This window comes from Polaribacter sp. Hel1_33_96, from assembly GCF_002846595.1.
In the GTDB taxonomy this organism is placed as follows: domain Bacteria; phylum Bacteroidota; class Bacteroidia; order Flavobacteriales; family Flavobacteriaceae; genus Polaribacter.
Genome location: NZ_PJMV01000001.1, coordinates 55206 through 80307 on the forward strand (window position 1 = coordinate 55206; position 25102 = coordinate 80307).

Genomic DNA, 25102 nt, shown 5'->3' on the forward strand with positions numbered 1-25102 from the left:
ATTACTTTCTTGAGGCGAGTTCCTTTTTAATTTTTTTAACTTCAAAAAGCATTACAAAAAACATAGGGACAAAGAATAAAGGTAAAAAAGTTTGAAAAGAAATACCTTTTTCTAAAAGAGAAAACAGGGAAAAAACTATCATTAAAACAACAACGATAGCTTGAATAATTGCAATAGTTTTTTGTGATTTTAATTTCTTTTTTAGTTTTTTATTGGTGTGGGTCGATAATACCGAGGCCATATCTTGGATTTTTTATAAAAATAAAAAATCCATTCAAAATAGAATGGATTTTAAGGTTCTTTCTTTTGGAAAGGATTTATAATGTTCTTTTAACAAAACTCTTCGTAAGCTTGTGCTAAATTCTGAGCAATCATTTGCGCAGATCTACCTTCAATATGATGACGCTCTAACATGTGCACTAAATTACCATCCTTAAATAAGGCAATTGCAGGCGATGAAGGAGGGAAAGGAATCATATGTTCTCTTGCTTTTTGAGTAGATTCTTTTTCTACACCAGCAAAAACAGTGGTTAAGTTTGTAGGTGTTTTTTCAGCTCCAAGAGAGGCAATTGCCCCTGGTCTTGCAGTACCTGCAGCACAGCCACAAACAGAGTTTACCATTACTAAAGTTGTTCCTTCTTTAGACAATGCGTTTTCAACATCTTCACCTGTATATAATGCTTCAAAACCAGCGTTAATTAACTCATCACGCATTGGTTTTACTAATTCTTCTGGATACATATTATTCATAAATTTAAGCTACAAATATAAGAATAATTCAATCAAAATTCAAGATGTAATTCAAAGCTTATTTCAATAGATCTATAAATAGAATTGATATGATAATCTTTTCATAAAAATAACGTTGTTTCCTTATATTTGTGACAAAATTAAAATAGTATATGGGAAGTTTTACCAAATGGTTAGGTGCAGGTTTAGGCTTTAGTTTAGGAGGTCCAATTGGTGCTGCAATAGGTTTTGCAATTGGTAGTTTTGTTGACGGGTTTTCTGAAGAGGATTTAACCGAAGCGCAAAAAGAGTATCAACGCAGAGTTAGTAAAGGGGGCATGAACTCAGATACTCAATCTGGAGATTTTGAGATGAGTCTTCTAGTGTTGGCATCAATTGTTATAAAATCAGATGGAAAAATAGACCAAAGAGAATTGAACTTTGTTAGAAGTCAATTTGTTAGTATGTATGGAAAAGAAAGGGCAAATAGTGCTTTTAAACTTTTTAACGGGATTATAAAAAAAGAAGTTTCGGCAAGGCAAGTTTGTATTCAAGTTCGAGAACACATGCCTCATGCTTCTCGTTTACAATTAGTGCACTTTTTATTTGGTATTGCAAAAGCAGATGATTTTGTTTCTTTATCAGAAGTAGAAGATATTAGAAAAATAGCAGGTTATTTATACATTAATCCAAGAGATTTTGAGTCGATTAAAGCTATGTTTTATGATTCTTCAGAAAGTTCTTATAAGATTTTGGAAATTACAAAATCATCAACTGATGATGAGGTAAAAAAAGCTTATCGAAAAATGGTAAAAAAATACCACCCAGATAAATTACAAGGTTTGGGAGAAGAGCATTTAAAGGGCGCAAATGAAAAGTTTCAAAGCATACAATCTGCTTATGAAAAAATAAAAAATGAAAGAGGAATGTAATCAATCCTTTTTTTTGCGTCTAAAAGCCGCTGTTTTCAAGAAAATCCTTAATTTCGCAATCTTATTAGAAATGACAGAAAATGAAAGCTAAATTTCCTGAATATAAAGGACTTGACTTACCAAAAGTTGCAGAAGAAATTCTTAATTATTGGCAAGAAAACAACATCTTCGAGAAGAGTGTATCTTCAAGAGAAAATGCAACACCATTTGTATTTTTTGAAGGCCCACCTTCGGCAAACGGTCTGCCTGGTGTTCACCATGTTTTAGCAAGAGCTATTAAAGATATTTTTCCGCGTTACAAGACGATGAAAGGATACCAAGTAAAGCGAAAAGCTGGATGGGATACGCATGGTTTACCAATAGAATTAGGTGTTGAGAAAGAGCTAGGAATTACTAAGGAAGATATTGGCACGAAAATTTCTGTAGAAGATTATAATGCAGCTTGTAGAGAAGCAGTAATGCGTTACACAGATATTTGGAACGATTTAACCCAGAAAATGGGGTATTGGGTAGATATGGAAGATCCTTATATTACTTACGAACCGAAATATATGGAGTCTGTTTGGTGGTTATTAAAGCAGATTTACAATAAAGAATTAATTTACAAAGGGTATACCATTCAGCCATATTCTCCAAAAGCAGGGACAGGTTTAAGTTCTCATGAATTAAATCAACCAGGTACTTACCAAGATGTAACTGATACAACTGTTGTTGCACAATTTAAAGCTGTAGAAAGCACGCTCCCAGACTTTTTACAAAACGAGGGAACCATTTATTTTTTAGCATGGACGACAACTCCTTGGACATTACCAAGTAATACGGCATTAACTGTAGGCCCAAAAATTGAATATGTTTTAGTAGATACTTTTAATCAATATACTTTTGAGCCTACGAAAGTAATTTTAGCGAAAAAACTAGTTAGCAAACAATTTGGAGGTAAAAATAATGTTGAAGTTGAAACTTCAGAAGAATTAAACAATTACAATTCTGGGGATAAAAAAATTCCTTTTTATGTTGTTAAAGAATTTATTGGGAAAGATTTAGTTAATATTAAATACGAACAAATTTTAGATTACTGTTTGCCAAATGACAATCCTCAAGATGCATTTAGAGTAATTTTAGGAGATTTTGTAACTACAGAAGATGGAACAGGAATTGTGCATACAGCACCAACTTTTGGAGCAGATGATGCTATCGTTGCAAAACAAGCAACACCAGAAATTCCGCCAATGTTGGTGAAAGATGAGAATGATAATTTAGTTCCCTTAGTAGATTTACAAGGAAAATTCAGACCAGAGATGGGGGAATTTGCTGGTAAATATGTAAAGAATGAATATTATAAGGATGGTGAAGCTCCAGAAAAATCTATTGATGTTGAGCTGGCAATAAAATTAAAAATAGAAAACAAAGCTTTTAAAGTCGAAAAATATAAGCACAGTTATCCTAATTGTTGGAGAACAGATAAGCCAATATTATATTATCCGTTAGATTCTTGGTTTATTAAAGTAACGGATGTAAAAGATAGAATGCATGAGTTAAATAAAACAATTAACTGGAAGCCAGAATCTACGGGAACTGGACGTTTTGGAAATTGGTTGGCGAATGCAAATGACTGGAATTTATCTCGTTCAAGATATTGGGGTATTCCTTTACCAATTTGGAGAACAGAAGATGGTAAAGAAGAAATTTGTATTGGCTCTGTAAAAGAATTAAAGCAAGAAATGGCAAAAGCTGTTACAGCTGGAGTTTTAGCAAAGGATATTTTTGAAGATTTTGAAGTTGATAATAACTCAGAAGAAAATTACGCGAAAATAGATTTACATAAAAATATTGTAGATGAAATTGTGTTGGTTTCTGCCACTGGACAGCCAATGAAACGCGAAAGCGATTTAATTGATGTATGGTTCGACTCTGGTTCTATGCCTTATGCGCAATGGCATTATCCGTTTGAGAATAAAGAAAAAATTGATGGAAATGAATCTTTTCCAGCAGATTTTATTGCAGAAGGAGTAGACCAAACTAGAGGTTGGTTTTATACGTTACATGCAATTTCTACAATGGTTTTTGATTCCGTTGCTTATAAAAACGTAGTTTCTAATGGTTTAGTTCTCGACAAAAAAGGTCATAAAATGTCTAAGCGTTTAGGAAATGCAACAGACCCTTTTACAACGCTATCAACGTATGGTCCAGATGCAACTCGTTGGTATATGATTTCAAATGCAAATCCTTGGGATAATTTAAAATTTGACTTAGACGGAATTGAAGAGGTAAAACGTAAGTTTTTCGGAACTTTATATAACACCTATTCTTTCTTCACCTTATATACAAATATTGATGGTTTTTGCTACAAAGAAGCAGATATTCCTTTAGAAAAAAGACCAGAAATAGATCGATGGATTTTATCTGAGCTACATACTTTAATCAATAAAGTTGATAAATTTTATGCGGAATATGAACCAACTAGAGCTGCGAGAGCAATATCAGATTTTACACAAGATTATTTAAGTAATTGGTATGTACGTTTAAGTAGAAGGCGTTTTTGGAAAGGAGATTATCAAACGGATAAAATTTCTGCATATCAAACATTGTATACTTGTATGAATACAATTGCGAAATTAGGTGCGCCAATTGCACCGTTTTTTATGGATAAATTGTATCAAGATTTAAATTCTGTTTCGGGTAAAGAAATATCAGAAAGTATTCATTTATCAGATTTTCCAGTTTCGGATGCTAGCTTTATTGATGCCTCTTTGCAGCGTAAAATGGGTAATGCACAAACAATATCTTCGTTAGTATTATCGTTAAGAGCTAAAGAGAAAATTAAAGTGCGTCAGCCATTGCAAAAAATCATGATACCTGTTGATAACCCTCAACAAAAGGAAGAAATTTTAGCAGTTGCAGACTTAATTAAGCATGAAGTAAATATTAAAGAAATTCAGATTTTAGACGATGCTTCAGATATTTTAATCAAACAAATTAAACCGAATTTTAAAACATTAGGGCCAAAGTTTGGAAAAGATATGCGTTTAATAGCTGTCGAAGTTCAAAAATTCAGTCAAGAAGATATTAACAAAATTGAAAAAGATAAAAATATTATTCTTGATATTAATGGAAAAAATATTATTTTAGAACTCTCAGATGTAGAGATATCATCTAAAGACATAGAAGGTTGGTTAGTTGCAAATGAAGGTTTGTTAACCGTCGCTTTAGATGTAACGATAACGGAAGATTTGCGTAAAGAAGGTATTGCTAGAGAATTAGTAAATAGAATCCAAAATGCACGTAAAGACTCAGGTTTAGAAGTAACGGATACAATTAAATTAACTGTGCTAAATTTTGAAAACCTTCAAAAATCTATCACAGAAAATAAAGCGTATATAATGAGTGAAACATTAACTAAAGAACTGGTTTTTGTGGATGAATTAAATAACGGTACAGAAATTGAATTTGATACCATTAAAAGTAAAATATTAATCGAAAAAATGTAAGGTTTATGTCAGACGTGAAACTAAAATATTCGCAAGAGGACTTGGAAGAGTTTAAGGTAATAATTCAGAAAAAGATAGCAAGATCCCAAGAAGATTTAGCTTTGTTAAAAGCAGCATATAAGAATGACGCAGACAATGGAACAGACGATACGTCTCCATCGTTTAAATCTTTTGACGAAGGCTCTGAAGTAATGAACAAAGAAGCAAATGTGCAGTTAGCAATTAGACAAGAAAAGTTTATTAGAGACTTAAATAACGCTTTGTTACGAATTGAAAATGGTACTTATGGTGTTTGCAGAGTTACAGGTAAGTTAATTCAAAAAGAACGTTTAAGATTAGTACCTCATGCTACATTAAGTATAGAGGCGAAACGTAAACAATAATAGTTTTATGATATTATAATATTCTAAAAGCTTCTGTAAAGAAGCTTTTTTTGTTCAATGAAAAATAATTTGATCATTTTATTTTTAGTATTTTCATCTGCGGTTTTATCGCAAAAAAAAGTCATAAAAAAAATTGAAACCCAATGTAGTGAAATAGAAATTTCAACAATTGGTTTAGACGATTTTGTATTAGAAAACTCAACTTCAGGTTTTATAGAAATCACCTTGTTTGCAGAAAATCCTCATGAACAGCATATTCTTTTCGACGTTAAGAATGATTTTTTACAAGTTGAATTTAAAATGCATAAAATACAAAAAGAAGAAACTGTTTTTAGAAAATTTATTACTGAAAGATTGCACAGAGCTTCTGTAATTGTAAAAATTCCGAAAGGGAAAAGGGTAACTATTTTTGGAGAGAGTATTAACATAGAATCGAGAGATTATTTAGGGGATTTATCCATTTTTATTGAAAAAGGAATTGTAAAACTAAATCAGGTTAAAGCAAATACATCAATAAAATTGTATGAAGGAAGTATCTATGGGGTTCTTGAAAATTCAAATATTAATATTATTTCTAAGGTTGGTAAAATAAAAATTGATGAGCGCTTTCATGAAAAAACCTATCAAAAGAAATTAGAAAAAAATCAAAAAGAATTTTCTATAACAACAATAAAAGCTAATATTTTCTTAACTACTAAATAAACACAATAATATTGTTATTTTTGTGAACACAAATTCAAAAAAAATGTCCAAAAAGAACCTGGCAATTCTTACTGTATTATTTACAATAATTTTAGATCAAGTACTAAAAATCTATATAAAAACAAACTTTATTTTGGGAGAAGAAGTTTTGATTTTTGATTGGTTTAAAATTCATTTTGTAGAAAATAATGGAATGGCAATGGGTTTTGAATTTGGTGGAAAAACTGGAAAACTTTTTTTAACCCTATTTAGATTAGTTGCAGTTTCTGCAATTATATTCTGGCTAATGGGTAATATAAAACGAAAGGTTCATAATGCCGTTATTGTTGGTATTTCACTTATTTTTTCTGGTGCAGTCGGTAACATTATAGATTCTGTTTTTTACGGAGTTATTTTTGACGATTCTGACTATAAAGTAGCAACTCTTTTTGCTGATGAACCTTATGGAAATCTTTTCTATGGAAAAGTAGTAGATATGTTCTATTTTCCTATTTGGACAGGAAATCTGCCAGATTGGATTCCTTTTGTAGGAGGAGATCTATTTACTTTTTTTCAGTATATTTTTAATCCAGCTGATTCTTATATAACCATTGGTGTTGCTTTACTTTTTATTTTTAGCAAACACGCTTTTCCAAAAGAAGAAAAGGATGTGAAAGAATTTACAGAGGAGCATAAGAAATAAAATTAGAATTTATTTAAATTCTTTACAAGGTTGTAGTATTTTTCAATAGCTTGAGTTAAATCTATTGTATAATATAAACCTCTTTTTAAATACGCATTTCAAGGTGTATTTTAGTTTTTTAGTTGGTTTTTTCATTGCTAAATTTTAGCATTAAAAGAAATAAGCAAAAGTTCGTTTTCTCGAAGAGATTTCTAAAATTCATCAATTATCGACTATTTATGGATGGCAAGTGGTAGACATACAAACTTCCTTTTTTTTAGCTGAATTCAATTAGCGAATTGACTAGTTTATCTCTTTAAAAGCATTATTTTTGAGCATGTCTGTATCTTTAGAGCTTCAAGTTAAAACCTTACCAAATGAACCTGGAGTTTATCAGTATTTTGATAAAGATGATATAATTATTTATGTTGGTAAAGCTAAAAACCTAAAAAAAAGAGTTGCTTCTTACTTCAATAAAAACCATGAAAATGGTAAAACTAGAGTTTTAGTAAAAAAGATTGTAGGTATAAAACATATTGTTGTAAATACGGAAACAGATGCACTTTTACTTGAAAATAATTTAATTAAAAAATACAAACCACGTTACAATGTTCTCTTAAAAGACGATAAAAGTTACCCTTGGATTTGTATCAAAAAAGAACGTTTTCCAAGGATTTTTGCAACCAGAAGAGTTATCAAAGATGGTTCAGAATATTTTGGTCCTTATACTTCTGTAAGAACCGTAAGAGTGCTGTTAGATTTGATAAAAGATTTGTATTCACTGAGGACTTGTAATTATGATTTAAGCCACAAAAGTATTAATGAGGGTAAATACAAAGTTTGTTTAGAATATCATTTAAAAAATTGTAAAGGTGCTTGTGAGGCGCTAGAAACCGAGGCAAATTATAATGATTCTATCAAAGAAATAAGGAACATCATCAAAGGAAATTTTAAAGAAAGTTTAGAAAAATTTCAAGAAATGATGATCAGTTTTGCTGAGAAAATGGAGTTTGAAGAAGCCCAGAAAATTAAGGAAAAACTGAATTTATTAAGTAACTATCAGTCAAAAAGCACCATTATAAATCCATCAATAAATAATGTTGATGTGTTTTCTATTATTTCTGATGATACTCATGGTTATGCAAATTTTCTAAAGATTTCAAATGGATCAATTATTCAATCACACACAACAGAAATCAAGAAAAAATTAGATGAAACAGATACAGAATTATTGGAACTGTTTATTGTAGAAATAAGGCAACGATTCAACTCGCAGGCGCCAGAAATTTATGTACCCTTTAAAGTTAATTTGGGTGAAAGTGTAAAAGTAACTATTCCTAAATTAGGTGATAAAAAACGCATTGTAGAACTTTCTGAGCGAAATGCTAAATATTATAGACAGGAGCAATTTAAACAAATAAAAATTGTTGATCCAGACAGACATGTGAAAAGAATAATGGCGCAGATGAAAAAAGATTTACGCCTTTCTGAAGAGCCAAGGCATATAGAATGTTTTGATAATTCGAATATTCAAGGCACACATCCTGTGGCTGCTTGTGTTGTTTTTAGAGATGGAAAACCTAGTAAAAAGGAATACAGACATTACAATATAAAAACAGTAGAGGGGCCAGATGATTTTGCATCTATGGAAGAAGTGGTGTATAGAAGATACAAACGCTTATTAGCTGAAGGAGCATCATTACCTCAATTAATTATTGTTGATGGAGGAAAAGGACAGTTATCATCGGGCTTAAAAAGTCTAGATATTTTAGGTTTGCGAGGAAAAATTGCTATTATTGGAATTGCAAAACGGTTGGAAGAAATTTATTACCCTGATGATCCTATTCCTTTATATCTGGATAAAAAATCTGAAACGTTAAAAATTACACAGTATTTAAGAAACGAAGCACATAGATTTGGTATTACTTTTCATAGAAATAAACGTAGTAAAAGTGCCATAAAATCTGAGTTAGAGCAAATCCCTGATATAGGTACCCAAACTATTACAACTTTATTGCGTAAATTTAAGTCGGCGAAACGTGTTAAAGAAGCTTCGAAAGAAGAGTTGATAGAAGTAATAGGAAACGTAAGGGCGATAAAGGTATATGAATATTTCCATCCTTTAAAAAAATGAAAAAATTTTTAGTGATCTTTTTTTTATTGATTTCAGCAGTTTGCTATAGTCAAGAAAAACAACCAAAAGTGGGTTTAGTTTTAAGCGGAGGAGGCGCAAAGGGCTTTGCACATATAGGCGTTTTAAAGGAGATTGACAAGGCAGGCGTTCATATTGATTATATTGGAGGCACCAGTATGGGTGCAATTATTGGAGGGTTGTATGCTGCAGGATATTCAGGAGAACAAATAGAGAAGATAGCCTTAGAGACAGACTTTATCTCCATGTTAAGGGATGAGTTGCCAAGAAATTCAGAAACATTTTTCGAAAAAGAATTTGGTGAGAAAACAGCAATTACACTTCCAGTTATAAATGGCACTATTGCTTTGCCAAAGGCAGTTTCTAAAGGTCAGAATATTTTAAATTTTTTATTAGAATTGTTAGAGCCTATAGAAGGGATTGACGATTTTAGCAAGCTTCCAACACCTTTTTTTTGTATTGCAACAAATGTTGAAACCGGGGCTCTTGTGTTATTAGAAAAAGGTTCTTTACCATTGGCTTTAAGAGCAAGTGGCTCTTTCCCAACGTTATTAAATCCGGTTGTTTTAGATAATAAATTATTGGTTGATGGAGGAATTGCAAATAATTTTCCGGTTAGTTTAATGAAATCTAAAGGAATAGATATTGTTATTGGTGTGGATGTAGAAGGAAAACTGTATCAAAAGGAAGAACTCAACTCTGTTATTTCTATTATGAGTCAGATTAGTAGTTATAAAATGTACGATGTAACCAAAAGGGAAAAAGAAAGGTTAGATGTTTATATTCATCCAAAAGTGTCTAAGTATAAGGTAGTAGATTTTGATAAAAAAGTAGAAATTCTGCAATATGGAATAGAAGAAGCAGCAAAATTTACTACCGTTTTTAAAGCAATAGGGGTAAAACAAAAGCAAAAAAAGAAGAGGAAAAAGATAGAACTCGTTAATAAAAAACATTTTGTTTCCGAAATTGATGTTAAGGGTTTTAAAAATTATACGAGAGCGTTTGTTTTAGGTAAATTAAAAATTAGAGCAGGGGATAGCGTTTCTAGAAAGGAAATTACGAAAAGAATTTATTTGCTATCTGCAACAAAAAATTATGATAGAATACGGTATAATTTTATTAAAAAGGAAGATAATTCTTATAAACTAAACTTTTTTTTAATAGAATCTAAAGAAAATGCGAATCTAAAGTTAGGGATTCATTATGATGCTTTATATAAATCTGGAATTTTGGCGAACTACAGTCAAAAGCATTTATTAGTAAATAATGATTTATTTTCTTTAGACTTGATTTTGGGAGATAATTTAAGATATAATCTAAATTATTTTGTAGACAATGGCTTTTATTTAAGTTACGGTATAAGATCTAGGTATAATCATTTTAGAGCAAATTCTAAATTTAACTCCATAGTTTCTGCGGTTCCGAATGTCGGTAATATTAACTTAGAATATAAAGACAATACAAATCAGTTTTTTGTGCAAACTACTTTCGATAGAAAGTTTGCTTTGGGTTTTGGATTGGAACATAAGCATATAAAAGCAACTACAGAAACATACACATCGAACAATGAGGCAACTATTTTTGATAATAGTAATTATTTTAACGCTTTTGGATATTTAAAGTTAGACACTTATGATGATAAGATTTTTCCTACAAAAGGATATCATGCAGACTTAAATGCAAAGTGGTACGGAGCATCGTCAGGATCTAATGAAGAGTTTACACCCTTTTTACAAGGAAAAGGAACTTTAGGTTTTGCAACAAGTTTTGGAGATAAACTTACATTTCAAGTAACAAATGAAGCCGGTTTTACATTAAACAAAACACCATCAGATGTCTTTGATTTTTATTTAGGTGGTTACAACAAAAATTACATAAACACTTTTATATCTTTTTATGGTTATGATTTTGCAGAATTATCTGAGACTTCTTTTTTTAAATCAGAATTAAGCTTCAAATATGCTCTTTCAGACAATAATTACGTAACTTTTATTGCCAATTATGGCCGTTTAGACAGCAATGTTTTTAAAAACATGGATGATTTTACAGACATTAAATCTGGCTACGCTTTTGGTTACAGTTATAATAGTTTAATTGGCCCAGTCGAGATTAAATATAGTTGGTCTCCAGACACAAATAAAAATTACTTGTTGTTTAATTTAGGATTTTGGTTTTAGATAAAATATAATTGTAAAAACAAAAAACCATGAAAGCTAATTCATGGTTTTTTGTTTTTACAATTATTGTGTTATTTATTTTCTTTTGAAACGCTAATCGTAGCAGGCTCAATTGAACTATCAAAAGAGTTATGATACTCTTCTAAAAGATTCATAGTTGCATCAACTAAATCTTTCGTTTCTAGAAGCAACCCAAAGTGTAAAGTTGTGTTTTTTGGACTTGATTCTTCTGAACGAGTTCGTTCAATCTGTTTTTCGATTTTTTCATTTAATAAATTATAAACCATTTTCTTTTCATTCAAGATAACTCCAATTTCTTCAAATGACTCAGATTTAAATGCTTTTTCAATATCACTAAATAAAACTTCAAGCTTATCAACAATCTCTTTAAGTTCTTTAATTTGACCTGATTTTAATTGTTTATGGTTGTTGTTAATGTGTCTATAACTTATTTTAGAAATATATTCTAAAGATTGAGACATGTCTTGTAAGTAACCTAAAATATTAATATAAAATCCACTTGCTTGCAAACTAGATGCATCTAGATTTTTAATAAAATAAGTGATATTATCTCTTAAATCATCAATTTCATCTGAAAGTTTTACAACTTGATTTTTGCTCTTTTTAAGTAATGATAATTCTTGTTTTGCTAAACCGTCTATAGTATTAGAATAAATTTTATTAGTACGCTTAACTACTTTAGAAATGTTTTTTGCACTTTCATGAATAACACCTTGAACAGAGCTGCCTTCAGCTTCACTTAAACTATCTTCATCAATAGTTTTTGTTGATTTTGTTTTGTGAAATTTGTAGTTTCTGTATAATAAAATTACAGTTAATAAAAGTAAAATTGGTATTATAACAATTGCATTAAAGTTAATTAAGAATACAACAATTCCTGCAGCAATAAAAGCTCCTATTGCAGTACCAAACCAACCACCAATTACGTTTAAAACTCCAGCTACTCTATATACAGCACTTTCTCTTCCCCAAGCACGATCGGCTAAAGAAGTTCCCATAGCCACCATAAAAGTAACGTAGGTAGTTGATAATGGTAACTTCATAGAAGTTGCAATTGCAATTAAAACTCCAGCCACCATTAAATTTACTGAGGCACGAATCATATCAAAAGCAGGAGCTTCTATACTCTGGTTCTTAGTCATTGTAAAATTCGGTTTTTCAAAACTTTTACTTAAACTTTCGCTAATTGAAGATGGTACTACAGCAGAAAAATAACTTGATAATTGTGAAGTAACTTTTACAATAGCCCTTGAGATACGATTAGGTTCAAATTTCTCATGAGTTTCACCTTGACGTGAAAGGCTAATTTCTGTTTCGGCAACTGTTTTTGCTTTTTTAGAAAACCATAGAGTAAGCACCATTATTGTTCCTGCAATAAATAATAATACAGGTTCAGCAGGAACTTTTTTCTCTAAAACTGCCATAGACATCGTGGAATCCATTCCTCCAGCAATCCATGCTTCGTATGAATGATACGCTGCCATTGGTACACCAATAAAATTCACTAAATCATTTCCTGAAAATGCTAGCGCTAATCCAAAAGTTCCAATTGCAATAACTACAAGCAGAACAGTTTTTTTAGTTAGTTTTTCAAAAATAAATGAAAATAACGTCCAGAATACAAAACTTCCTATAATTATATAGATTTCATTTCCATCTAATAAACTTTTTAATTCTTTATAATAGGGCGTTCCTTTTAAACCTTTAAGAAAGATGAAATAGGTAATTGCAGTTAATGCTACACCTCCAAAAAGTACACCAAAATTTTTTATTCTTTTTTCATAATTAAAAGTAAATATAAGTCTAGAAACCCATTGAACAAATGCCCCTACAGAGAAAGCAATTACTACAGAAAGTAGAATTCCTGTTATAATTTCAATTGCTTTTGCAGTATTTATATAATTCCCTAAGTCAGCGATAGTCTCAGATTCTGAATGGCTAATTTTTATTAAAGACATTACTACTGCAGCTCCTAATAAATTGAAAACAATAGAAACTGTTGTTGACGTTGGAAGACCTAGTGTGTTAAAAAAATCTAGCAATAATATGTCTGTTATCATTACAGCCATAAAAATTAGCATAATTTCTCCAAACTCAAATTGAGCAGGAACAAATATCCCTTTTCTTGCAACTTCCATCATTCCACTTGAAAAAACGGCACCTATAAAAATACCTAAACTAGCAACAATCATAATAGTTCTAAGAGATAGAGCTTTAGATCCAATTGCAGAATTTAAAAAGTTAATTGCGTCGTTACTTACACCTACAATTATATCAGCAACAGCTAATACCGTTATAGCAATCAAAATAAGTAAATAAATATTATCCATAATTTAAAATTTAGTTTTGCAAATTTACAAACACATTAAATAGTGAATGTTACCTTTATGTTATATTAATTTTTATTAAAAGTGAATATCAACCTGTAATCTATATAATAATTGATTTGTTTTAAAACCAATATCTGTATAGCTTATATCTGTTTGAACTTTTAATTTATGACCAGCAATATATTTAGATAAACCCAATGTATATTGATTTTCAGCACCTTTTCCAGTAATATTTTTATCTAAAGAGATATTAGTATAACGTCCAGAAACCTCTACCGTTTTAGAAAGTAAATACCCAGTTTGTATATTTAAACCGTTCCCAACTTGTACTTCATCTCCTGTTAAAGTTCCATCGGAATTTTTAGCAAGAGCATCTTCTGCAGTTCTATTTGCATATTCAGCCATAAAAGAAAAGCCTTTATGTTTGTACATGGCATCAATAAATACAGTAGAAATATTAGTCTGATAAAACTCAGCACTTGAACTTGCTGAGGTGCCATTTATAAACATATAGGAACCTTGATTGCTTCTTGTTTTAGATGCATTATTGTTAAAATCATATGCAACACCAATAGATAATTTTGGGGCTTGTTCAAATTTTAAATCACTTCCTTTATAATCTCCTTTACTCGTAAAATCCCCAAAAGGAAATAACTCAACTCTAGTTGTATATTGATGTCCTCCAACATTTCCTCTCGTAATGTTTCTTCCTTCACCTTGCGCAATAGAAAAAATTTCTTTCACCAAGAAAGTATTAGTAAGGTTAAATTTATGTCTTAATTGAATACCTATATCACGATCTATATTGAATCTGCTATTTAATAAAGAACGATCTACTTGTTGCAAGTTTGCAGAAGAAATCACACGCTCTCTATTTCCTGGAAGTTTAGTTTGACCAACCCATAAAACAAAATTTCCGCTAAAATTCCATTTTAAAACAGCGTCTAAAATATATCTAGGAGCATCATGTGTAAAATAAGATGCGCCAGATTGATCTCTGTTAGATAAACCTAGTTCAACTTTATATTTCAATTTTGGAGAAAAAGCCCAACCATCAAATTTTAAACGAGACCTTCTAATTAACATAGAAGATTCTGGGTTAGATAAACCATTATCAGCATCCCATTGAGAAGTTGCTAAAGTTTGGAATCTTAATCCTACTTTCATAGTAAAAGTACTGTCTTTTCCTACTAAGTTAAATAATCCTTTTCCAAATTTTGGAGCATTGGTTTCTTGTGCATTTATACTTAAAAAAGCAGAGATGCAAATTAAAGTAACTACAAAGTGTAGTTTAGATAATTTCATAATTATTAGTTTTTGTCGCTGCAAAGAACTTATAGTTGTGTTAATTTAATGTTAATAGAGCATTAAGAAAACAAAAAAAAACTGCCTTGATCAAAGGCAGTTAGTCATATAAACAAGTCGACAAAAACTAATTGATTTATGATGACATTTAATCTCTTAAGATTGCTACAAAAATGCAAACTATAATTAAGTTTTAGATTTTTTTAAAATTAAAATAAGGTTAACGTTTTTTTCAATTTAACATTTAGTTAATGTTTCTGTAATACAATCATAATTTACAAGTAACATAGAATTTACAAATCAAGTAGACTTTTGCAGTAGGAAATTATATACTAAAAATGAAGAAAATTTTATTTATTACTTTGTTAGCTTTGAGTCAGTTTATAAACGCTCAAGACAAAGGCACACTAAAAGGGTTGTTAACAGACAAAGAAACAAACAATGAATCTTTACCGTTTGCAAACATAATTATTAAGGGCACTGCTATAGGAACTACTTCAGATTTTGATGGTAACTATTTTTTAAAAGTACCTGCAGGAAATCATATTGTGGTTTTTAGTTTTTTAGGATATAAAGAAGTTGAAAAATCATTTTCTATAAAAGACGGAGAAACCATTACAATTAATCAATTATTATCTGCAGAGGAAGGCGTTGCTTTAGACGATATTATAATAAAAACAAGTTCAAGTAAAGAGTCTGCAAGTGCACTTTTATTAGATCAAAAGAAAGCCGTTGTAATTAAAGAAAGTATTGGAGCCCAAACTTTAGCTAAAATTGGTATTTCGAATGCTGCAAATGCAACAACTAAAATATCTGGAGTTACTAAAAGTGAAAGTTCTGGAGATATTTATATAAGAGGTTTAGGGGATCGGTATTTATCTACAACAATGAATGGATTGCCAATTCCTTCTGACGATGTTAACAATAAAAACATAAATCTTAATTTATTTTCTACAAATATCATTAAAAATGTTGGGATTAGTAAAACATACACAACTTCAAGTTATGCAGATCAAGGTTCTGGAAATGTAGATGTAAACTCTAAAGAGTATTCGAAAAGAGGTTTTTCAATTTCTTTGGCAGGAGGCACCAATACCAATGTTGCAAATCTTTCGGATGATTTTAGAACTACTATTAGTAATAAGGACGTTACTTTGGGGTTTCACAAAAAGCAGTATGCACTGCAAAATTTGATTACTTTCCAAGGTTGGGATACAGAAAGTGTAGCTACTCCAATCAACTTTAATGGCTCTTTTTCTGCTGGCAGAAAATTTGAAATGTTCGGAAAAGAGGTAGCTATTTTTGTTACCGGTTCTCATGCTAAATCTTTTGAACATAATAAAGGAATTTTTAGAGCCTACAGATCTAATATCTTAGATAGAGAATTTACGGATGCAGAACAATATGTGTCTAATTCGAACACTACAGGTTATGTAAATGTTAGTCTAAAATTAAATGAAAATAATAAAATTAAATATAATACACTCTTTGTAAATACCGGTGTTGATAATTTATACGAACAAGGTAGAAATGGTTTAGGATATGTTTTTGATCAAGACCCTCAAGAAACTGGAGCTTTTGTAAGAGATCAAAACTTTAAGCAAACTACACTTTTTATCAATCAGTTATTAGGGACCCATAATTGGAATGAAAGCAATACTTTAAATTGGGCTGGAGGTTATAATTTTGTATTAGCAGAAGAACCAAATAGAATTAGAAATGAAGTGAATATTTTAGATGTTACTTCTTCGCCAACCATTCAATATGCGCACGTTGGCGACTTTCAACAAAGAAAATCTACTCAAAAAATTGAAGATACAGAGTACAATGGTCTTATAGAAAACAGATGGGCTTTAGGTTTAAAAGATGAAGATGATAACAAACCTTATTCTTTAAACTATGGTTTAAATTTTAGACATAAAGAAAGATATTTTAAATCTCAGTTTGTAGGTGTTCGTTCAAAAGAATTTACTGCGCCTTCAGTAGATGATTTATCATCGACATTTACTTCTGCGGGTTTTAATAACGGATTAACCTTAAGGTTAAGAGATGCAGATAGATATCAAGCAGATTTGGATATAATGGCAGGTTTTGTCAACTTCGATTTTCAACTAGAGAATAAATTATCTGGTAATTTAGGTTTGCGTTTTGAAAGAGACGAAATTGATGTTATTTGGGATGTTGCCAATTTTGTTGGAAGAGTAGGAACTTTAAATAGAGTGTACGAAAGTTTATATCCAAGTGTAAACTTAAAATATGAGTTAAATGAAAATCAGTTCTTACGTTTTGCATCAAGTATAACGCAAACGTTACCAGAGTTTAAAGAATTGTCTCCTTTTGAATATGTGTCTCCAACAGGCCGTGTAACCAAGGGGAATCCTAATTTAGAAAAATTAGAAATTTATAATTTTGATTTGAAGTATGAATTTTTTCCACAAAGAGGACAATTGTTTTCTGCAACAGTTTTTCAGAAACAAATTAAGAACCCAATCAACTTATCTCAAACAAGAGGATCATCAGGATATTTTATCTATTCTAATACGGGAGAAAAAGTAAATATTTATGGTTTTGAATTAGAAGCTAGAACAGCTTTACTAAAGAATGAAGATGATGAAAGTGTTTTAAATATGACTGCCAATCTTACAAAAATGTGGCTAAAACAAGATTTATTAAAAGACTTTCAGTACAAAAATATTACAGAATCTAGTTTGCAAGGAGCGTCAGACTTTATTGCAAATGGATCGATAAGTTATGGAGATAAAAAAGAAAAAGAGTTTATAGCAACTTTAACAGGAAACTATTCTTCAGATAGAATATTTGCACTAGGGTCTCCAGAAGATTTTGCAAACAGTGCCGCTTTATACAATGATGAAATTATAGAAAAAGGATTTGTAACATTAGACTTAGTAATGAGCAAAGACGTAACTAAAAACTTACAAGTAAAGTTAGTGGGTCGTAATTTATTGAACCCAGAAATTAAGCAGACTCAAAAAGTTAGAAACTTAATTTCTGCCATAGAAACCAATGAAACTGTACTATCCTACAAAAAAGGAAGTCAATTAACAGTAAGTTTTAAATATAGTTTTTAGGCAATTAACAAAAACTTTACAAAGAAGTATAAAAAAAAATTAAAACCTAACATACTAATAATATTTAGGTAAAGAAAATTAAAGAATAAGAGAAGAACTTTGTAAAAAATTAATAACCTTATTTAAACAAAAATGAAAAAATCAGTTTTTAAAATTTTAAATTTAGTAGCTTTTTCAATCGTTACTTTGGCATTAACAAATTGTGGCAGTGATGAACCCGATATTATAATTTCGCAGCCAACATCTCCAGTTATAGAGAACCTACAATCTGGAATTATGAACGGAAATTTAGAAGAAAGTTTTACTTTAAATTCGAATACAATTTATAATTTAAATGCTTCTTTTATTGTAGAATCTGGAGCAACATTAACAATTCCAGCAGGCACAAGAATTCAAGCAGCAAATGGAGGAACAAGTGTTTATATTGCCATATTAAAAGGAGGTAAAATTGATGTGCAAGGGACTTCTTCAAATCCTGTATTTATGACGTCTGCTTCAGGAAATCCTGGAGATTGGGGAGGTTTAACAATTTGCGGAGACGCAACGACAACAGCAGGTTCAAATGCAGAAGCAGAAGTTGGAGGTTTTGTTTACGGAGGATCAAATGATGAAGACAATTCAGGTGCTATTAACTATTTAATTATAAAGGGAACTGGAGCTCAAATTAATGCAGACTCTCAATATAATGGAGTCTCTCTATATGCAGTTGGTTCGGGCACAACTATTAGCAATGTTGCTGTGTTAAACGGTTCAGATGATGGATTTGAGTTTTTTGGAGGGACAGTTTCTGCAAGTAATTTATATTTAGAAAATAACGAGGATGATTCTATAGATTGGACAGAAGGTTGGAATGGTACTATAGAAAATGCTTACATTTCTCATACAATTTCAGGTTTTTCTACCGTTTTTGAGGGGGATAAAGATAACAAAAACCCTAAGTTTAATAATATAACTGCCGTGTCTAGTGTTGGTGGAACAGCTTTGCAATTCAAAAAAGAATCTGGAGGAACGATTACAGGTTTATCTTTAACGGGCTATGATGTTTCAATAGATATGAAAGATGGAGGGTCATTAACAAACGTAATTATTGATGGTGAAGTTGCAAATCCTTTATTGTCTTATACAAATACACCAAATGTAACAGCGTCAGATTTTACTTGGGTAAATTCAAATGTATCGATCCCAACTTCTGTTTTACAAGGAGCCGTAAATGACACCGTAACACTAGATGCTTCTGTGAATTACCAATTAAACTCATCCTATATCGTTCAATCTGGTGGCGAATTAATAATTCCGGCAGGCACAAAAATTGAGGCTAGAGATGGCGGAACGGGAGTTTATATTGCTGTTTTAAAAGGAGGTAAAATTGACATACAAGGCACAGCTGATAATCCAGTTGTATTTTCCTCCTCTGAAGGAAACCCGGGAGATTGGGGAGGTTTAACAATTTGTGGAGATGCAACAACATCTGCGGGGGTAAATGCAGAAGCAGAAGTTGGTGGTTTTATTTATGGAGGAACAAATGATGCAGATAGTTCAGGTTCTATTACATATTTAGTAATTAAAGGAACAGGAGCTCAAATTAATGCAGACTCTCAATACAATGGAATTTCTTTTTACGCAGTAGGCTCTGGAACTACATTAGAAAATATTTCCGTAATAGATGGAGCAGATGATGGTGTTGAATTTTTTGGAGGAACAGTTTCGGCATCCAATATTTATTTAGAAAACAACGAAGATGATTCTGTAGATTGGACAGAAGGTTGGAATGGTACTTTAACAGACACCTATATTTCGCATACAATAGCTGGTTTTTCTACCGCTTTTGAAGGAGATAAAGATAATGGAAACCCTAAATTTGTAAACCTAACTGCAATTTCTTCACAAGGTGGTACAGCTTTACAGTTTAAGAAAACTTCTGGAGGAACTATTACAAATATCTGGCTAGAAGGCTATGATAAAAATATAGATATGAAAGATGATGGTCCATTAACAAATGTTATTATTGACGGAGTTGCTGCATCTACTTCTGCGGATTATAAAACAGGAACTAAAGTTGATGTTAGCGCTTGGTCATGGAAAAATGCAGGTCTATAAGAATTAGATTTTACAAAAAAAAGGCAGACTCTGAAAAGTCTGCCTTTTTTTTGTAAAATAAATTTATTTAACCCTTCTTGTTTGCACAACACGCCATTTTACAATCTTTCTTACATGCTGTTTTATCAGTTTTCATTTCACAACTTTCTTTACAAGTCTCAGAACAATCATGCATTTTTTTAGAGGTTTCAGAAGCCGTGTATAAATCACCTCCTGCAATACCACTTACAAAAGAAATTAAATCTTTTTTAGAAGTTGTATTTGCATCAAATTCAATGTTAGCGGTGCTATCATTAAAAATAACTTTGGCATTTAAAACACCTTCCTTTTTAGATAATTTAGATTGAATGGTTTTTGCACAACCAATTTCGCAAGTCATTCCAGAAATGGCTAAAGAAATATTTTCTTTTTTTACCGCTGTTTTACAACTCGTTAAAAAGCAACATACAATTATTATAGAGAATATTATTTTTTGAATTTTCATAAGACTAAATTTTAGAAGTTTATAGAAATCACTTTAAAGGATTATTGTAATTTGTTAATAGATTATGCTACAAATTTATTAATATTTAGACATGTATTTAAATAATTTTCAGACTTTAGCATAAAATTAACCAGACTTATGAATAATCAACAACTAAAATGGTTGTACTTAATTTTACTTTCTTTGGTTTGGGGAAGTTCTTTTATCTTAATGAAGAAAGCCTTGCTAGGCGTAACTCCTATTCAATTAGGTGCCTTAAGAATGATTTTTACTGCCATTTTTTTGCTTTCGGTTGCTTTTCCCTCATTAAAAAAAATCCAAAAGAAACATTATAAATATATTGTGTACACATCTTTGGCAGGAACTTTTATTCCTGGGTTTTTATTCGCGTTTGCAATTACAACAATAGACAGTTCTATTGTGGCTATTTTAAACTCTTTAACTCCTTTTAACACCTTAATTTTTGGAGCAACCTTGTTTGGTTTCGTTTTTAAAAGAACACAATTTTATGGAATTGTAATTGGGTTGATAGGAACTTTAATTCTAATATTAAATGGGGCTTCTTTAAATCCAAATCAGAATTATTGGTATGCTTTTTTAATCATTATCGGCTCTGTTGGGTATGCATTAAATGCTAACATGATAAAGAAGTATTTGAGTGATTTAGATGCATTGGCAATTACAACTGGTAATTTTTTATTACTACTTGTTCCTGCAATTATAGTTTTAGTTTTTACAGATTTCTTTGTAACGTTGGACTTTAATGATGAGGTTTTAATGCAATCTTTAGGGTATTTAGCAGTTTTATCAATTGTAGGAACTGGAATTGCAAAAACTATTTATAATAAATTGGTGCATATTTCAGATCCTGTTTTTTCGTCGTCTGTAACATATTTAATTCCTTTGGTGGCAATATTTTGGGGAATTTTAGATGATGAAAAATTAAGTGTACTTCAAGTTTTTGCAGGGATTATTATTTTATTAGGCGTGTATTTGGTTAATAAAAAGAAATGATTTAAAGCTTTAAAAAAGTGAGTTTCTCGATTTTTAGTAAAATATTTTTTTACAAAAAAAAAGAGCCAAAACGATAAGTTTAGACTCTTTTAAAAGCAGTATATTAAACAATATTATTCAAAATCAGCATCAGAGACACCCTCATTTATTTTAATTTCTTTTGTTATAAAGTTTAAATCCATTGGTCCCATTTTAGAACCCATAGAATGAGGAAATAAAATTCCATCAACTTCTTTATAATCACTAAAAGTAGTAGGTACTTTTACTTCTCTGCCATCAGGAGTTTTTACCGTTTTCACTTCTTGAAACTTTAAACCCGATTTCATATCGTAGAAAACTTCAGTTTCATTGAATGTGATAACAAAATAATTTTTACCATCAATAGGTTCAATCCTATTTAATTTTCCTTTTTTGTAAGCCATATCAGCAAAAGGAGCCATACTTAATTTAGCTTCTTCTATCTGTGCTGGTTGCATATCCATTTTTTGACCTCTTGCTTCTTGATATCCCTTTGCACCATCAAAAACAGCTTTTTGAGCAACATTACCCATTACAGTAATTATTTGAGAAGTTTTATTTGGTGCAGCATTTTTTACAGTCATTACTAGAGGAGTTCCTTGAATAGTTGCGCTTGAAACGGTCATTACAGTTTTTACTGCCATCACTTTCTCTTTGTCTCCAATAGCTTCAAAATATTTGTCAACTACATTGGCGGCTGTCATTCCCTCAGGAATTGGTAATGTCATTTCCGGTTTAACCGAAGGGTTTCCTTCTTTATCAAAATATTTAATTACATAATCTGTTTTTTCAAGATTTTTAAGAACATCAATACCTTTTCCTGTAATTACTATTCTTGCTTTATCTCCTCTAAAATATTTTAAAGCAGCATTTTGCACATCTTCTAAAGTAACAGCATTTATGTTTGCTAAATATTTTTCGTAATAATCTGAAGGTAAATTGTTTTGTAATATGTTTAAGGCATAATTAGCTATCGTAGATGGTTTTTCTACATTTCTAACAAAACTACCTACATATTTAGCCTTTGCAATATCTAATTCTTCTTGGGTTGATATTTGGTAACGTACTTTATTAATTTCTTTCATTGTTTCTACTACAGCACTATCTGTAACTATGTTTCGTACTGAAGAAGAAGCTTTAAAGCGACTTGCATACCTGCTTGCTCCAATTCCAGAATACGCTCCGTAAGTATAACCTTTGTCTTCACGTAAGTTTTTGTAAAGCCGACCTGTTCCACCACCACCAAGAATTTGGTTAGCTAAAAGAGCAGCATAATAATCTTTATCTCCCATTTTTAAATCAACAACATTAATAATTGCAAGTTCTGATTGCACTGCATTTGGCATATTAATAAAGTTGATTTCTGTTGTTTTAGGATTTTTAATTTCTGGTAAAGTTGAGGTTGCTATCTCTCCTTTTTGCCAGTTGCCAAATAATTTAGTTACCTGTTTCTTTACAGTTTTAAAATCTACATCTCCCATAATAACCAAGTAGGCATTATTAGGTTTAAAACTTTTATTGTATAAATCTTTTACGTCTTGTAAAGTGATGTTTTTTAAAGTAGTTTCTGAAGTAAATTCACCATAAGGATGGTTTTTACCATAAGTAAGCAGATTATCTACTCTACCAGCAATTGCAGTTACACTATTTTCGCTGTTTTTAATTCCGTCTAAAGATTGCTTCATTTGCTTGTCAAACTCTTCTTGATTAAATACGGGATTAAAAGCTGCATCTGCCATTAGTTCTAAAACTCTAGGAAAATACTTAGATAAAGAACTTGCAAAACCACTTTGTGACCCAAAAGAAATGTTTGCACCTAAATAATCTACTTCTTGATCAAATTTTTCTTTTGAAATAGTTGTACTTCCTGTTCCTAACATTCCTCCTACAAAACCTTCTACTCCTTTTTTATCTCCTTTAGCCATTGGTGGATTGTCGATATCTAAGGTTAAAGAAACTCTAGGTAATTTATGGTTTTCTACAACCAAAACTTGTAAGCCATTTGGTAGTGTAAATTTTTCTGGAGTTCCAATATTAATTTTAGGAGCTGGTCCTGGTTCTGGCATTTTAGATCTATCTACTTGAGCAGAAATACTTAATGATAGAAATAAAAGTGTAATTATTGAATATATCTTTGTTTTCATTCTTCTTAGTTTAGTTTTATTATTTCTTTTGCGATTCTGGTAAATAATCCATTATTACACGTCTGTTTTTAGCTAAATATTTAATAGCTACGTCTCTAACTTCTTCTTTAGTAATAGAATTAATAATTTCTAATTCTTTATTAATTCTATCAGTATCACCAACTAACATGTAGTTTCTTGCTAAAGAATTAGCAATTCCTGTAACACTAGAGTTAGATGCTACAAATTGATTCTCAAACTTGTTTCTAACTTTTTGTAAGTCTTTATCAGAAATTAACTCTGTTTGAAGTTTTATAATTTCTTCATCCATTTCTTTTATGATGTCGTCATTAGATGTTCCGCCAGCTACAATAGAACCAATAATGTAAACACTATAATCTTCTAGAGGTCTAGAAAAAGAAAAAGCTTGAAGCGCCATTTTCTTGTCATCAACTAATTTTTTATATAATCTAGAACTTTTACCGTTACTTAAAACTGTAGAAATAACGTCTAAAACTTTCGCATCCCTTTCGCTCATAGCAGGAGTTTTGTATGCTAAACCTAATAAAGGTAACTGAATGTTAGCGTCATATTCTACGACTCTTTTTTCCGAAGTTCTTTCAGGCTCTATAACTTTATTTCTTTCAGGTTTTGTTCTTGCAGGTATTGAAGCAAAATAATCGTTAATGATAGATTTTGCATCTCCTTTTTCAAAATCTCCAGCAACTACTAAAACGGCATTATTAGGCATATACCATTTATTATAGAAAGCCTGAAATTCTTCTAATTTGGCTGCGTCTAAATCTTTTATATAACCAATCATGGGTCTACCATAATTATGATTATCAAAAATATGACTGTAAACATCACCATAAATAACTTTTCCATAAGGAGCATTATCCATTCTTTGTCGCTTTTCTTCTTTTACAACTTCATTTTGTGTGTCAACTGCTTTTTGGTCTATAATAGGATGAGATAATCTCTCAGCTTCCATCCATAAAGCTAGTTTTAATTCATTTGAAGGGAATGTTTGATAATAATAAGTTCTATCCCAATTAGTATTTGCGTTTCCTGTTCCACCTCTTGCAGAAGTAATTTCACTCCATTTTCCTCTGTCTATATTCTTAGTACCAGTAAACAATAAGTGTTCATAAAAATGAGCCATTCCTGTTTTTCCATCAACTTCATCTTTAGCACCAACATGGTACATTACAGCAACAGTAACTACTGGTGCAGAATCATCTTGATGCAGAATAACATGCATTCCATTGTCTAAATTGTACTCTTCAAATTCAACTTTTTGAGCATTTGTAGAAAACACAAACAACATAGCTGAAGCAAGAGATAAAATACTTTTTTTCATTGACTTTTTTTTTAAGTTAATAATAAGATTCTTA

Annotated in this window: 16 protein-coding genes and 2 pseudogenes; 11 read left to right on the top strand and 7 right to left on the bottom strand. The window is 30.8% G+C overall.

The features are described 5' to 3' along the window. Position 1 precedes the first annotated feature (1 nt). Together ATE90_RS00315 and ATE90_RS00320 are read right to left on the bottom strand one after the other, a co-directional pair. The gene (locus ATE90_RS00315) at positions 2–241 is read right to left on the bottom strand and encodes a hypothetical protein (protein WP_036782495.1); all 240 of its coding nucleotides are present in this window, start codon (positions 239–241) and stop codon (positions 2–4) included. Positions 242–330: 89 nt separating this feature from the next. After that, the gene (locus ATE90_RS00320) at positions 331–741 is read right to left on the bottom strand and encodes a BrxA/BrxB family bacilliredoxin (RefSeq protein WP_036782498.1); all 411 of its coding nucleotides are present in this window, start codon (positions 739–741) and stop codon (positions 331–333) included. 161 nt (positions 742–902) lie between these two features. Between ATE90_RS00320 and ATE90_RS00325 the strand changes: the two genes are divergently transcribed. From ATE90_RS00325 to ATE90_RS00355, 7 genes are all read left to right on the top strand, one after another. Further along, positions 903–1661, top strand: coding sequence for a TerB family tellurite resistance protein (locus ATE90_RS00325; RefSeq protein ID WP_036782501.1), 759 nt, complete (start codon positions 903–905; stop codon positions 1659–1661). 80 nt (positions 1662–1741) lie between these two features. Further along, positions 1742–5149 (top strand): isoleucine--tRNA ligase, encoded by a 3408-nt coding sequence (gene ileS / locus ATE90_RS00330; RefSeq protein WP_036782504.1) that lies wholly within the window; start codon positions 1742–1744, stop codon positions 5147–5149. Positions 5150–5154: 5 nt separating this feature from the next. Then, positions 5155–5532, top strand: coding sequence for a TraR/DksA family transcriptional regulator (locus ATE90_RS00335; RefSeq protein ID WP_036782507.1), 378 nt, complete (start codon positions 5155–5157; stop codon positions 5530–5532). Between the two features lie 57 nt (positions 5533–5589). Continuing rightward, positions 5590–6234 (top strand): hypothetical protein, encoded by a 645-nt coding sequence (locus ATE90_RS00340; protein WP_036782510.1) that lies wholly within the window; start codon positions 5590–5592, stop codon positions 6232–6234. Between the two features lie 43 nt (positions 6235–6277). Continuing rightward, positions 6278–6916, top strand: coding sequence for a lipoprotein signal peptidase (locus tag ATE90_RS00345; RefSeq protein WP_036782513.1), 639 nt, complete (start codon positions 6278–6280; stop codon positions 6914–6916). Between the two features lie 316 nt (positions 6917–7232). Continuing rightward, positions 7233–9029: an excinuclease ABC subunit UvrC gene (uvrC, locus tag ATE90_RS00350; protein WP_036782516.1), complete on the top strand. Its 1797-nt coding sequence runs from the start codon at positions 7233–7235 to the stop codon at positions 9027–9029. Continuing rightward, on the top strand, positions 9026–11224 hold the full coding sequence (locus tag ATE90_RS00355; protein ID WP_036782519.1) for a patatin-like phospholipase family protein: 2199 nt from the start codon (positions 9026–9028) through the stop codon (positions 11222–11224). The genes uvrC and ATE90_RS00355 overlap by 4 nt, the downstream gene beginning before the upstream one ends. 71 nt (positions 11225–11295) lie before the next feature. Here ATE90_RS00355 and ATE90_RS00360 read toward each other — a convergent pair whose 3' ends face one another. Both ATE90_RS00360 and ATE90_RS00365 read right to left on the bottom strand, forming a co-directional pair. Next, positions 11296–13575: an inorganic phosphate transporter gene (locus ATE90_RS00360; protein WP_036782522.1), complete on the bottom strand. Its 2280-nt coding sequence runs from the start codon at positions 13573–13575 to the stop codon at positions 11296–11298. A gap of 75 nt (positions 13576–13650) precedes the next feature. Then, positions 13651–14880, bottom strand: coding sequence for a porin (locus ATE90_RS00365; protein WP_036782526.1), 1230 nt, complete (start codon positions 14878–14880; stop codon positions 13651–13653). Positions 14881–15218: 338 nt separating this feature from the next. Here ATE90_RS00365 and ATE90_RS13855 point away from each other — a divergent pair. The 3 genes and pseudogenes from ATE90_RS13855 to ATE90_RS00375 form a co-directional block, all read left to right on the top strand. Beyond that, positions 15219–15893 (top strand): annotated as a pseudogene (locus tag ATE90_RS13855) (carboxypeptidase-like regulatory domain-containing protein); the annotation flags it as partial. Between the two features lie 495 nt (positions 15894–16388). Further along, positions 16389–17969, top strand: a pseudogene (locus ATE90_RS13860) (TonB-dependent receptor domain-containing protein); the annotation flags it as partial. 132 nt (positions 17970–18101) lie between these two features. Further along, positions 18102–20066 (top strand): hypothetical protein, encoded by a 1965-nt coding sequence (locus ATE90_RS00375; RefSeq protein ID WP_036782531.1) that lies wholly within the window; start codon positions 18102–18104, stop codon positions 20064–20066. Positions 20067–20133: 67 nt separating this feature from the next. Here ATE90_RS00375 and ATE90_RS00380 read toward each other — a convergent pair whose 3' ends face one another. Next, complete coding sequence (locus tag ATE90_RS00380) at positions 20134–20550, bottom strand: cation transporter (protein WP_036782534.1); 417 nt, start codon at positions 20548–20550, stop codon at positions 20134–20136. A 138-nt stretch (positions 20551–20688) separates the two neighbouring features. Between ATE90_RS00380 and ATE90_RS00385 the strand changes: the two genes are divergently transcribed. Next, on the top strand, positions 20689–21564 hold the full coding sequence (locus ATE90_RS00385; RefSeq protein ID WP_101450563.1) for a DMT family transporter: 876 nt from the start codon (positions 20689–20691) through the stop codon (positions 21562–21564). A gap of 113 nt (positions 21565–21677) precedes the next feature. On the opposite strand, the gene ATE90_RS00390 is transcribed toward ATE90_RS00385, so the two are convergent. Then, positions 21678–23726, bottom strand: a complete 2049-nt coding sequence (locus ATE90_RS00390; protein ID WP_101450565.1) for a M16 family metallopeptidase — start codon at positions 23724–23726, stop codon at positions 21678–21680. A 19-nt stretch (positions 23727–23745) separates the two neighbouring features. Further along, a complete protein-coding gene (locus ATE90_RS00395) occupies positions 23746–25068 on the bottom strand; it encodes a M16 family metallopeptidase (protein WP_101450567.1) in 1323 nt (440 codons plus the stop codon). Positions 25069–25102: the final 34 nt, after the last annotated feature.

Excerpts from the sequence above, each read along its gene's own strand:
- ATE90_RS00315 (WP_036782495.1), bottom strand. The coding sequence starts at position 241 with ATGGCCTCGGTATTATCGACCCACACCAATAAAAAACTAAAAAAGAAA.
- ATE90_RS00320 (WP_036782498.1), bottom strand. The coding sequence starts at position 741 with ATGTATCCAGAAGAATTAGTAAAACCAATGCGTGATGAGTTAATTAAC.
- ATE90_RS00325 (WP_036782501.1), top strand. The coding sequence starts at position 903 with ATGGGAAGTTTTACCAAATGGTTAGGTGCAGGTTTAGGCTTTAGTTTA.
- ileS (WP_036782504.1), top strand. The coding sequence starts at position 1,742 with ATGAAAGCTAAATTTCCTGAATATAAAGGACTTGACTTACCAAAAGTT.
- ATE90_RS00335 (WP_036782507.1), top strand. The coding sequence starts at position 5,155 with ATGTCAGACGTGAAACTAAAATATTCGCAAGAGGACTTGGAAGAGTTT.
- ATE90_RS00340 (WP_036782510.1), top strand. The coding sequence starts at position 5,590 with ATGAAAAATAATTTGATCATTTTATTTTTAGTATTTTCATCTGCGGTT.
- ATE90_RS00345 (WP_036782513.1), top strand. The coding sequence starts at position 6,278 with ATGTCCAAAAAGAACCTGGCAATTCTTACTGTATTATTTACAATAATT.
- uvrC (WP_036782516.1), top strand. The coding sequence starts at position 7,233 with ATGTCTGTATCTTTAGAGCTTCAAGTTAAAACCTTACCAAATGAACCT.
- ATE90_RS00355 (WP_036782519.1), top strand. The coding sequence starts at position 9,026 with ATGAAAAAATTTTTAGTGATCTTTTTTTTATTGATTTCAGCAGTTTGC.
- ATE90_RS00360 (WP_036782522.1), bottom strand. The coding sequence starts at position 13,575 with ATGGATAATATTTATTTACTTATTTTGATTGCTATAACGGTATTAGCT.
- ATE90_RS00365 (WP_036782526.1), bottom strand. The coding sequence starts at position 14,880 with ATGAAATTATCTAAACTACACTTTGTAGTTACTTTAATTTGCATCTCT.
- ATE90_RS00375 (WP_036782531.1), top strand. The coding sequence starts at position 18,102 with ATGAAAAAATCAGTTTTTAAAATTTTAAATTTAGTAGCTTTTTCAATC.
- ATE90_RS00380 (WP_036782534.1), bottom strand. The coding sequence starts at position 20,550 with ATGAAAATTCAAAAAATAATATTCTCTATAATAATTGTATGTTGCTTT.
- ATE90_RS00385 (WP_101450563.1), top strand. The coding sequence starts at position 20,689 with ATGAATAATCAACAACTAAAATGGTTGTACTTAATTTTACTTTCTTTG.
- ATE90_RS00390 (WP_101450565.1), bottom strand. The coding sequence starts at position 23,726 with ATGAAAACAAAGATATATTCAATAATTACACTTTTATTTCTATCATTA.
- ATE90_RS00395 (WP_101450567.1), bottom strand. The coding sequence starts at position 25,068 with ATGAAAAAAAGTATTTTATCTCTTGCTTCAGCTATGTTGTTTGTGTTT.